At 43.2% G+C, this 11,511-nt stretch carries 8 protein-coding genes, 1 rRNA gene and 2 pseudogenes (1 of these 11 cut by a window edge); 5 read left to right on the top strand and 6 right to left on the bottom strand.

Translation table 11 applies throughout. The annotated features are described in order from the left end of the window. Positions 1-1,012 (bottom strand): 16S ribosomal RNA (locus NPUN_RS08320); it reaches 477 nt to the left of the window's first position. A 317-nt stretch (positions 1,013-1,329) separates the two neighbouring features. On the opposite strand from NPUN_RS08320, the gene glyQ reads away from it, so the two are divergent. From glyQ to NPUN_RS08310, 3 genes are all read left to right on the top strand, one after another. Then, entirely contained in the window at positions 1,330-2,268 is a 939-nt protein-coding gene (glyQ, locus tag NPUN_RS08315; protein ID WP_012408340.1) for a glycine--tRNA ligase subunit alpha, read from the top strand. 190 nt (positions 2,269-2,458) lie between these two features. Next, positions 2,459-2,617, top strand: a complete 159-nt coding sequence (locus NPUN_RS41655) for a hypothetical protein (RefSeq protein ID WP_167315589.1) — start codon at positions 2,459-2,461, stop codon at positions 2,615-2,617. Positions 2,618-2,739: 122 nt separating this feature from the next. Continuing rightward, on the top strand, positions 2,740-5,094 hold the full coding sequence (locus NPUN_RS08310; RefSeq protein ID WP_012408339.1) for a ComEC/Rec2 family competence protein: 2,355 nt from the start codon (positions 2,740-2,742) through the stop codon (positions 5,092-5,094). 84 nt (positions 5,095-5,178) lie between these two features. Here the strand turns inward: NPUN_RS08310 and NPUN_RS40470 are convergent. Further along, positions 5,179-5,418, bottom strand: a pseudogene (locus NPUN_RS40470) (ISKra4 family transposase); the annotation flags it as partial. On the opposite strand from NPUN_RS40470, the gene NPUN_RS38670 reads away from it, so the two are divergent. Then, positions 5,400-5,543 carry a 3-alpha domain-containing protein gene (locus NPUN_RS38670; protein ID WP_083782344.1) on the top strand — a complete coding sequence of 48 codons (144 nt, stop codon included), beginning with the start codon at positions 5,400-5,402 and terminating at the stop codon, positions 5,541-5,543. The pseudogene NPUN_RS40470 and the gene NPUN_RS38670 sit on opposite strands and share 19 nt — an antisense overlap. Before the next feature lie 137 nt (positions 5,544-5,680). Here the strand turns inward: NPUN_RS38670 and NPUN_RS08300 are convergent, their stop codons facing one another. The 3 genes from NPUN_RS08300 to NPUN_RS08290 form a co-directional block, all read right to left on the bottom strand. Beyond that, a complete protein-coding gene (locus NPUN_RS08300) occupies positions 5,681-6,517 on the bottom strand; it encodes a DUF928 domain-containing protein (protein WP_012408338.1) in 837 nt (278 codons plus the stop codon). Positions 6,518-6,595: 78 nt separating this feature from the next. Next, positions 6,596-8,932: a CHASE2 domain-containing protein gene (locus NPUN_RS08295; protein ID WP_012408337.1), complete on the bottom strand. Its 2,337-nt coding sequence runs from the start codon at positions 8,930-8,932 to the stop codon at positions 6,596-6,598. Between the two features lie 176 nt (positions 8,933-9,108). Next, positions 9,109-10,077: a DUF1822 family protein gene (locus NPUN_RS08290; protein ID WP_012408336.1), complete on the bottom strand. Its 969-nt coding sequence runs from the start codon at positions 10,075-10,077 to the stop codon at positions 9,109-9,111. Positions 10,078-10,201: 124 nt separating this feature from the next. Between NPUN_RS08290 and NPUN_RS40465 the strand changes: the two genes are divergently transcribed. Next, positions 10,202-10,384, top strand: a complete 183-nt coding sequence (locus NPUN_RS40465; RefSeq protein ID WP_148220267.1) for a hypothetical protein — start codon at positions 10,202-10,204, stop codon at positions 10,382-10,384. Between the two features lie 163 nt (positions 10,385-10,547). Here NPUN_RS40465 and NPUN_RS38665 read toward each other — a convergent pair. Next, positions 10,548-11,406 (bottom strand): annotated as a pseudogene (locus NPUN_RS38665) (Rpn family recombination-promoting nuclease/putative transposase). Positions 11,407-11,511: the final 105 nt, after the last annotated feature.

Genomic DNA, 11,511 nt, shown 5'->3' with positions numbered 1-11,511 from the left:
GACGACAGCCATGCACCACCTGTGTTCGCGCTCCCGAAGGCACTCCCGGCTTTCACCAGGATTCGCGACATGTCAAGCCTTGGTAAGGTTCTTCGCGTTGCATCGAATTAAACCACATACTCCACCGCTTGTGCGGGCCCCCGTCAATTCCTTTGAGTTTCACCGTTGCCGGCGTACTCCCCAGGCGGGATACTTAACGCGTTAGCTACGGCACGGCTCGGGTCGATACAAGCCACGCCTAGTATCCATCGTTTACGGCTAGGACTACTGGGGTATCTAATCCCATTCGCTCCCCTAGCTTTCGTCCCTCAGTGTCAGTTACGGCCTAGCAGAGCGCCTTCGCCACCGGTGTTCTTCCTGATCTCTACGCATTTCACCGCTACACCAGGAATTCCCTCTGCCCCGAACGTACTCTAGCTATGTAGTTTCCACTGCTTGTATCTAGTTGAGCTAGACTCTTTAACAGCAGACTTACATTGCCACCTGCGGACGCTTTACGCCCAATCATTCCGGATAACGCTTGCATCCTCCGTATTACCGCGGCTGCTGGCACGGAGTTAGCCGATGCTTATTCCTCAGGTACCGTCATTGTGTTCTTCCCTGAGAAAAGAGGTTTACGACCCAAGAGCCTTCCTCCCTCACGCGGTATTGCTCCGTCAGGCTTTCGCCCATTGCGGAAAATTCCCCACTGCTGCCTCCCGTAGGAGTCTGGGCCGTGTCTCAGTCCCAGTGTGGCTGATCGTCCTCTCAGACCAGCTACTGATCGTCGCCTAGGTAGTCCATTACACTACCTACTAGCTAATCAGACGCGAGCTCATCTCTAGGCAGTTAACCTTTCACCTCTCGGCACATCCGGTATTAGCCACCGTTTCCAGTGGTTGTCCCAGACCTAGAGCCAGATTCTCACGCGTTACTCACCCGTCCGCCACTGTGTCCGAAGACACCGTTCGACTTGCATGTGTTAAGCATACCGCCAGCGTTCATCCTGAGCCAGGATCAAACTCTCCGTTTTGAATTGGAAAGCTTTATAGCTCAATTTAGCTGCTCTTTTTTAACTTCAGCTTAGTTATCTTTATTTTCTTGACGCAATACACTTGCTGTATAATTGCTTTCAAACTATAATATTTTCAAGGTTCGGTATCCCTTTTTGCAGGTCGCTTTTAAGCTCTCCGCTTCAGGCACTTATTCAATATAGCGAACACTTCTCCTTGTGTCAACTATTTTTCCAAAATTCTTTTGGACCGTTTCTTTGTCCCCTGAAACTCCCCACACCCACGGCTTCTAGGCAACAATGGTTTATGCATTGTCTTCAGTCACAAAGGGGGAAGCTTGAATTTTCAATCGGTAATAAGTTTATTGCATCACTTCTGGGGCACGCGCGGTTGTCTCATCGCCCAGCCCTACGATATTGAGAAGGGGGCTGGTACTAAGAACCCGCAGACATTTTTAAGAGCATTGGGACCGGAACCGTGGGCTGTTGCCTACGTTGAACCTTGTCGTCGTCCTACAGATGGACGGTACGGCGAAAACCCCAATCGCTTCCAACACTATTATCAGTACCAAGTTCTGATCAAGCCGTCGCCAGATAATATTCAAGAGATTTATCTTGATTCGTTAAGGGCTTTAGGTATTCGTCCTGAAGACCACGATATTCGGTTTGTAGAGGATAACTGGGAAGATGCGACGGTGGGAGCTTGGGGCACTGGGTGGGAAGTATGGTTAGATGGGATGGAAATTACTCAATTTACCTATTTCCAACAGTGTGGAGGAATCGATTGCCGTCCTGTGTCGATTGAGATTACTTATGGTTTAGAGCGACTGACAATGTATCTCCAGCAAGTGGAGGCAATTACTAAGATTCACTGGACGGACAATATTACTTATGGTGATGTTTTTCTGCAAAATGAGATTGAGCAGAGTACATACAATTTTGAAGCGTCTAATCCTGAATTGCTGCTGACACTGTTTAGTTTGTATGAGCAGGAAGCTACTCAGTTAACGAAGAAGGGTTTGGTGTTACCCAGTTTGGATTATGTAATGAAGTGTTCGCACACGTTTAATCTACTGGATGCTAGAGGTGTGATTTCGGTGACGGAGAGAACTCGCTATATTGCCAGGATTCGGCATTTGGCTAGGAAGGTTGCTCATTTATATGTAGAGCAAAGGGAGAAATTGGGTTTTCCGTTGCTCAAAGATTTAAAACCAGCCATACCTGTTGGGCAAGTCGAAGTCGCGGCTACACAGACAAAATCTGCCTCCGCAGGTTAGCAAACCTTTGATTTTGCATTCTGATAAGCTAGGCATATCTTTAATCATGTAGCTATTGCTAAAGGTCAGAAATACCGTTAAATCTTGAATCCGGAAGATTAAGGCTACAAGATAAGGCCCGCACAGGCGGGCTTTGTTCGTATAAACTTGATGGACTATACTTCACCACAAGCATCAAAATCTTTCAAAGATGTCTATCAAAGAGATGAAAAGCTTACGCGGAGGTACTCCAGCCGCAGATAATAAGAGTTTGGAATATTTGATTTTTGAATTTCATTGCCAAATTCAGCAACGCCAAATTTTCTCTATTGCTACTCTAGTGGTCTGCCAAATTCATTTTGACGGTTAGAGAGACGCGATAAATCGCCGTCTCTAGAAGGAATTTATCCATCAATTATTTATTGACAGAGTACTAGCTATTTTTAAGTCAACTGCGAATTCTGGGTGTCAGGTGCTTTTACAAAAAATCTTATGATTCAAACCAGTGGTGTAATTATTTGTCTTGGCTACATTTTTGGGTTGCTGTTTACAGCAGTTCCTTGGGGTGGTGTGTGGATTTTAGTTCTGGGGATACTGGGAGCAATTCTTTTTAGAAGACGCACTAGTTCACAACAACTTGCCCAAAAAGCAGAAAAGGCTGGAAGCAAAAATAAGGCAGTGCCTAATACCTGGCAAACTAATCCCCATCCTCGAATATGGCTAGCTGCTGGCTTAGTAGGATTATTGGCAACTCTATATTTTCAATGGCGAGTGCCGCAACCAGGTGCAAAAGATATTAGTCAGTTTGTTCCACCTGGAAATAGCAGTAATCAAGAACAACTTGTGATTGTTCGTGGAGAAGTGGCGAGTAATCCTCGCTTAACTCGCAGTCAGCGAGGACAATTTTGGCTGGAAGCAACTCAGATAGATGAGGTCAAAAACGAAAAAGGTTCAGCAGGTGTCCCAAAAGGAGTAACGGGCAAATTGTATGTGACAGTGCCTATACTTCAGGCGACTGGGTTATACCCTAGTCAACAAATTGCTGTGACTGGAATTTTGTACAAACCAAAGGCGGCTTCCAATCCTGGTGGTTTCGATTTTCAGAAGTTTCTTAAGCAGGAAGGAACATTTGCTGGTTTGATTGGGCGACAAATAAATGTTTTGGATCAGGAGCGTAAATGGGGATGGTGGCAAATTCGGGAGCGAATTGTGCGATCGCAAGTTCGTTGGCTAGGTATTCCTGAAGGACCTCTTGTCAGTGCAATGGTGTTGGGAAGCAAAGCTGTTGATCTACCCTACGATATCCGCGACTTATTTGTGCAAGCAGGATTAGCTCATGCTTTAGCAGCTTCCGGGTTCCAAACTTCTTTGATTTTAAGTGTGATTTTACAGTTAACAAGGGGGGCAAAAAAAGGAACGCAATTTACCCTTGGTTTTTTGGCTCTAATCATTTTTCTGAGTTTAACTGGTTTTCAACCTGCGGTTCTCAGAGCCGTAATTATGGGTTTTGCGGCATTAGTTGGGCTGCTATTAAAAAGAAAGGTAAAACAGTTGGGTTCGCTTTTATTAGCAGCAACTCTATTATTAGTGTTTAATCCTCTATGGATTTGGGATTTAGGTTTTCAATTGAGTTTTTTAGCAACGCTGGGCTTAATCGTAACAGTACCCGCATTAGTCAACCGCCTAGTATGGTTACCACCTGCGATCGCTTCTTTGATTGCCGTTCCCCTTGCTGCAACTCTTTGGACTTTACCTGTACAACTTTCCGTCTTTGGGGTTGTACCATCTTATAGTTTGTTGCTGAATGTGGTTAGTACTCCGTTAATTTCAATCATTAGTATAGGTGGAATCATTAGTGCTTTAGTAGGTTTAATTTGGACTCAGGCAGGAAGCTTCCTCGCAGCGGTGTTACATTACCCGACAGACTGGCTAATTAAATTAGTGGAATTTTTTAGCAAATTGCCAGGAAATTCTGTTGCTGTAGGCAGCATATCTATTTGGCAGCTTCTGGCGATTTACGCACTGATTATACTGGTTTGGCTAGTTCCTTGGTGGCAACGACGGTGGTGGGTTGCTAATGTGATTGTGATTGGTTTAGTATTCATCCCTCTTTGGCATTCTACAAATACATTGTTTAGGATAACGGTATTAGAATCTGGTACGGAACCAATTATAGTTGTTCAAGAAAGAGGGACTGTAACTGTAATTAATAGTGGCGATGAAGGGACTGGACGTTTTACAATCCTACCGTTTTTACAACAGCAGGGTGTAAATCAAATCAATTGGGCGATCGCAACTGATTTTCAAGGCAATGAAAGTAATGCTTGGTTGGAATTATTGCAACGTTTACCAATCAAAAATTTTTATGAATATTCCCCGAATCCAGAAAATTCTATTGCAACTCAGGCAATTCAACAGGAATTACAAAAGCATCAGGGATTTTATCAACCAATGGCAGTTGGTCAAGCTGTCAAAACGGGTTCAATAGTGGCGCAGTTAATCAACGCCCAATTACCCATCTTACAATTGCAAATTTTAGATCAGAATTGGTTATTAGTCGGTAATGTCAAGTCAAAAGAGGTACAGCAATTAGTCAAAAATGGGAGCTTGCCTCGTCCACAAGTCCTGTGGTGTTCCCCTCAGTCATTAAAAGATTTAGTTATTGCTCTGCAACCACAAGTGGCGATCGCTTCTTCTGTTAACTTTGATCCAAAGGTTTTATCTGAACTAAATCAAAGCCAAACGAAACTATTTTTTACGGGACGCGATGGGGCTATTCAATGGACACCTGATGGACAGTTTGAGGCCTTTATTGAGGCAGCAGAAAATAAATCTTCTATCTTATAAGAAACTCACAACTCAGGAATTTTAAAATCACGATATTTCTTTTTAGGCAAGGGTTAGTGAAAGAATCCCTTTTTGGCGAAAACATCAAATAGCAAGTGTTACGTTGAGGTAAGCATAACGAACAGAAAGTATTGAATTAACGTTGTCAACTTTCCACTGCGCTCCAGAAATTTTAATCCTTGTACCAAGAAGCTTAATAGCAGATTCCACTGCTCCAGAACCTACAGAACAGACTTGTTCAGTTTGGCAATAGCTGTAGTTAACAATTCTTTAGCGATGGTGCTCTAGATCAGCACAGAAATTCTGTGCCTGCTTACCTTTACACTCAGCTTTATACTCGTGAGCAGAACAATCCAGAGTTACTTCACCAAGCGGCTCAACTTGAAGCCTTATCCGAAAGCTGGCGCGACTACTTCCAGGAGCAAAGTCTTCGTCAGAATGTGAAATAGAAACTGTTGTTTCATGAAGCCGAAATTGGTGCAGCATAACAGAAGCGAGCGCGTCCGTAAACAGCTTCCATCTCTTCATACTTGCATTCAGCAACACTAACTACTTAGTTGCTCTGGAAGGAAATGTGTTTCTTAGTCTAAGGTTGCTCCCAAAAAATCGGTTCTGCTGCAATATCATCTAAATGGATGCTGCCTAACAAATTCTGCCACTCTGCTTGTAATTTTGCATCTTTAGGATTTTTCTGGCGCAGTTGAGCCAGTGTGCTAAGTGCGTCGTACCATATCCCATTTTGGGCATAGATAGTATAGCGCTTTAAAAGTTCTGTCGTTTCTAGCTCTTTGACTACGGCGGGATTGAGTTCGACTCTTTGTATTACCCCTTCTACGTAAGTCGGGGGAGAATTCTTTTCCTGGTCACAGCTAATGGTGAAAAACCAGCGATATTGTTTGTTTAGTGCCAAGCCAGGAGAAGTGGTAGGTAGAGACACACTGATGACTCCTGCTTTCTCTGGTAGAACGATCAGTTTTTTATAAATCTCGTTAGAGTCTTGATCTTGCAGCACAAATTCAACTGCATAAGGAAAATCTTTGGTATATGGTACATAGAAAAACCAACTTGGGTGTTCTAGCGTTGTCTTTCCCCAGACATTGATTACTGAGTTAGCTTCCTGAGTAAAGGACACTAAAGCAGTCAAGTCATGTTTAGTAATTTGACATCCCGGTATGCTGCGCTTCGCTCCACCACGAACGCGGCCTCCAGGAGGAGGACCAGATGGAATTGCAGGTTGATTAAAGGTTGTGGATTTAGTATGGCTTGTTTTAGCTTCAGAGCGTAGGCTTAGACCGCCGTAGGCATCACTAGTTGAAGAACCGACGTTTGGTTTAGCCAGTACTGGAGTTAGGCTAACTAATAAATTGGTACAGCTAAAAGCTACTACTAAAAACAGCTTTATCGGTTGTGAATTTGATTTCATAAAAACCCTTCTTGAACTATGTAAGCCTGGTAGATTTATCTGCTGCTTATCCAAAAATTTAATCAAAAAAATCTTTCCCTATTGCCCATTCTCTACCTGTACTTTTGTTGCTGAATTATAAATTGACAGCAGGCTAACCGTAGCTACTAGCGACAAAATGGACGGGACAAATGGCACCCATGCACCCGAAATTAAAAAACCAAAGCAAACTATATAGAGAACACCAGAGGTAATGCTAACTGCCAATGCCAACCAAGGGAAGGAAAACTTTCGCCAAGCCAAAACCCCTCCTACCAAAGACCAAACCCAAATCCAGGCCACCTCAGCCCACAGCGACCAAACCCGCAGCAATGGCCGCCCATCTTGCACAGCACTGAGGATCTGGCTGATCATGTGGGCTTGTACTAACACTCCTGGCATTTGCTCATCTAAAGGAGCGCCATAGGGTGTAGGCCAAGTGTCTGGCGAATCCCCTTTTGCTGTCACACCAATCAAAACAATTCTGTCTTTAATAGCACTGGGGTTAATTGGACTAGCTAAAAATTGGGTTAGTTTCACCTGTTGGACTATCTGTTTTGGAGAACGGTAGTTAAGTAAGATTTGACCGCCATTAGCATCAATATCGTGATAGCCACCAGTGCGAGACTTCAGATTCGGAAAAATAGTTTTACCGAGTTGCAAATTCCCTTCAGGGGTGAACTTTGGTTGAATTCCTGAAGGACGCAGATACAAGGAGGCTAGTTGTAGACTGAATGCAAAGGTAGCAGGACACAACGATGTCGGCTCCTGGTTCATGAACAGGAGATGGCGACGGATAACTCCATCAGAATCGTGAATAAAGTCACTGAATCCCAGATTTGTTGTGGGGATTTCTGGTGCTGGCTTAATACCAGTGATGTTTGTTGTGCTATCACTTCCTTTACATACGCCAACCAAATTCTGAGTTTTTTGAAGACGAGTGATTAAATCTGGTTGTTTGGCTGGAAAATCACGGTAAATATCCAAGCCGATCGCGCGGGGTTGATATTTATTCAGTTTTGCCAATACTTTGTTAAGAGATTTTTCAGAAATGGAAGCTCCAATCAAGGACTCATTATTCTGTCTTTGAATTGCCAGATCGTCATCATCAATTGCAATTACCAGCAGACGCGAATCTAGTGGCTCCGCAGGGCGCGATCGCATTATCTGGTCAAAGGCGGGAATTTCTACACTTTCTAGCCATCCTACGCATCTCACCCCAAAAACCAAACCTGTAATCGCCAAACTGGATAACAAAGTTGTTGCTAATCTGCGTTTTGTAGACAAAACGAAATTCGATGTAGCTTTAGGTTTTGTTGTAGACCTTAATTCATCCCAAGTGGGTGGTATCTGCGCTGGATTTTGGCAAATCATTGGTAGCCAAGTTGCACAGGGAAATCGATCCTCAAGTCCTTGCAATCGTTCCCGTGCTTGGCGTACCGCTTGATATAAAGACTCGCCACCAGCAAAGCCTTGGAGAAAATACTTTAAGAATTCCTTCGCAACCTGATCTGGGACTGGTTCACGCATGACGATTATTTGAGGAATTTGCAAATCAGCCAATTCCCGCGCTAATCCTAATCCATCACAGGAGTTGAAGATAGCTAGTTGCAATCCGTTCTCAATAGCTTTCTTCAGAGCATATTTTAATTCGCCAATAGTTAGACTATCAGTTTTATTCAGGTAAATTCGTCCACTTTCTCCATTTTTGTTACTGGAACTGTGCCCAGCAAAGAAGAGAATATCCCAGTTTTTGCCCCAAAGATGCTCGGTTAATTCTTTACGTTGTGGTTCTACCAAAAAGCAGACTTCTGCGTTACCACATTGTTGGAGTAAAGCTTGATCGGCCTCAGTATCAATCCCCTGACTATTGCCCACAATTGCCAAAATATTGACTAATGGATTTTTTGGGCGTGGCTTGTGAATGCGATCGTAAGATGGAGAAGAAAGAGCAATTTCAGCCTTGGGGTAGCGTTCTAACAACTCCCACAGATGCCAAGGCAATAGCTGCAATTGGCTATTTTCTGTTTGCAAAATTACTCGTACTTCTTCTTCGGACGACAATCTTTCTAACCATTTTTCCCTTAAAGGGCGAAATTCTTCTGCTCGCAACCAGGTATTAAAGCGGGCCTTTAAGATATGGGAAGTGTTTTCGCAGTCTTGAATCATTGAGACATTCGTCACCTGCATTTTGTCAGCATGGAGACGATAACGATTGCCTATCTGCCGATAACTAGACTGCCAATGACTATAGTAAAGAGGCATTTCGGGAAATGAAGGTAGTTTTCCCGTGATTTCTGTTGCCGCCCGCTCGTGTTCTTCACCAATTTGGAGGGTGACAGCAAACCCCTGCTCAAAACTACCTTCTCCGAATTTCAGAACCACTAACTTACCCATGACCGTCACTATACCCTCTGTGCAAAATCATCCCCTGTTCTAATGTCTCATAACAAGCTCCATACGCTTTTGCAGACTTTTTTCAAAATCCCCAAAACTGGCTTGAATTTTTAATTTTTAATTAACCAATTAGCACTTAATAAATTACCGACAAAGAGGGAAAATAACTGGATGTTTTAAATCCGAAAATGCTCAGTAATGCTAGTATCATTAATGGCTACCCTAACACTAAATTGTTCTGTAGGTTCACCGCGAAACTGTAACTGAATGTAGTTGTCTGATTTTCTCGATTGAGCATCTAGAAATACTGCTCCCGAACTATCTAGAACGGTGAGATGAACTCCGGGTGGTAAGTAGATTTGATTTCCAGTGGCGTGCAATTGCAGATGAATACTGGTTTGCCGATCTTTTTCTGGGCTGATTTCCACAATCAACATAACGGGTTGGTTAAGGATTTGGATACCTAAATCAATTAGTTTTGCCCGTTTAGTAATTGATTCTGGTTGATTGAGGGCATTGAGTTCTAAAGTTTCGGTACTACGAAAGGCATAAACTGGTCTGAGTTCCGGCAAGTTCCACAAAGATTCAATAGTTTGCCAACCTGCCTCAAATATACCAGTAAACCATTGACTCAAATTCACGAGTGAACTAACTGGAGATTGACGCAATTCTCCCAAGTGGTCGATAAACGCTTCCAATGGTTGCAGTTGTTTTAAAGGCAGTGTTTCAGTTGCGACACTAGCTATAAAACCAAGCAGCCTTGCTTCTTGGAGTGATTCATCAAATTGAACTACTAAATAACCCACCCGTTCTTCCCAAGTTTCTGGGGGAATGAAACATATCTCTTGATGCTGATGGACAGGGCGACACTCTAGACGGCCAACTGAGGGCAATTCTAAGTCAGCGACATTTCCACAGAGCCGCATGACGGGGTTCCAGCTGTCGCTAGCTTGGAGGTTGGTAGGAATATCCATCATTTCCAAGTAGTCATTCACCACCCACACAGCTAGCGTATTCAGCCGAACTTGCTCTGCTTTTTCCGCATTTGGCTGTTGGTTAGCAAATTTCTGGGCAGTGATGCGAGCTAATTGGGGAATCGGTAATGTTAAAGCGAAATCGTCTAGCTGATGGGTGGAGTTATTCATAAATCAATCTTTAGTGATCAATGCTGCTATGTACATATCATCCGCATTCACTAAATTTATGCCACAAAATAGAGAATGATTATTAGAAAAATTTAATTAGGGATTGGGAATTGCGGAAAATGCGATGGCGGGCGGGTACGCCATCGCACTAATTGATATTTATATTCTGCAACGCCTACTTTATATATACTGGCAAGGCGATCGCACCGATCTAAAAGATCGTTCGGGAATACCCCAGATGCACGGGTGTACAGAACTTAGAACGGGAAATTGCCACCGTTATCTGCAAACTACCCCGTCGAATTAGTGAAGAAACTACAACGCCCATAACTTTCAATCTTAGCTGGAGTGGCTCTCTAGCCCGTCCAGTTTATAAAACGAGCTAGACGCTCGATATTTCTGCTTGTGCCCACCTTCATCTTGCTGAGAAGGAAGCTGCAACTTGCTACCTTGATAACCAAGTAATTATACTATAAAAGCTGCCTCAATTCCTCAACGGAATTTACGGTTTTGATGGCTTGTTGAATTGCTTTCAATTGCTGTAAATCTTTAATTTGATAGATAATTGGCATTAATTCCAAGCCAGGATTGCCAAATTTTATCTCTAATAACGTCTCAAGACCCGTCTGAATTCCACAGACTTCTCCACGAATTTCCCCACGGGCTTCCCCAAGAGCTTCTCCTTCGCGTAAAATTTCATGATACCAAGGTGATTCGCGCAACACAGCCATATCCCACCTCATGATTTCCTGAACTAAGGCACTCTCTAGTACAAAAGTAGCAAAACTGTTTCTAGTTGGTTTAATTGTTCATCTCTACGCAAAATTTGCAATGCTTCCCGGATTATGGATTCATTCTCGCCACCTTTGAGAATTGGTACAAAGGGAAGCAATAATGGTAAAGGTTGTTCAAAAACAATATTCACATCAACTTCCCACAAATTAATGACGCGATAATCTTGACGTGATTGTAAACCTGCAACATTCGATGTGTAGGTTGTGGGAATTTGCGTGTCGCTTACTTTTAGAATGTTGATTAGTACAGGATAAATCGGTAAATTATACTTCTCTTCCGCTAAGGAAGCATACGCGCGCATTCGGCGGGGCATTTTGGAGTTATAGCGTAATTGTAATTCGGTGAGAACTAGAAATTCTCCATTTAGGGGACTTTCAACGCGGATTAAAACATCACTTTCCCTACTTATCCATTGAAATTCCGAGTTAAGAATTTCCCCAACTGTAATGTCAGGAATTTGAGTTACCCATCTCACCAGTTGTCGGGTGCAAGGCTAATTAAGCGTTTGGTGCTGACATCCGCGGGTTTTGTCATCGTCAATAAATCATACTACAATATCCAGATCCCCAGAACCTTCTCAGTGCATGAATTAAAAATAAGCTAGTAGTGATGAACAATCTCCTCTCGGCATTATTTGCA

The organism is Nostoc punctiforme PCC 73102 (assembly GCF_000020025.1).
GTDB lineage: Bacteria > Cyanobacteriota > Cyanobacteriia > Cyanobacteriales > Nostocaceae > Nostoc > Nostoc punctiforme.
The sequence above is the reverse complement of the archived record's forward strand: the minus strand, read 5'-3'. Positions and strand labels throughout refer to the sequence as shown.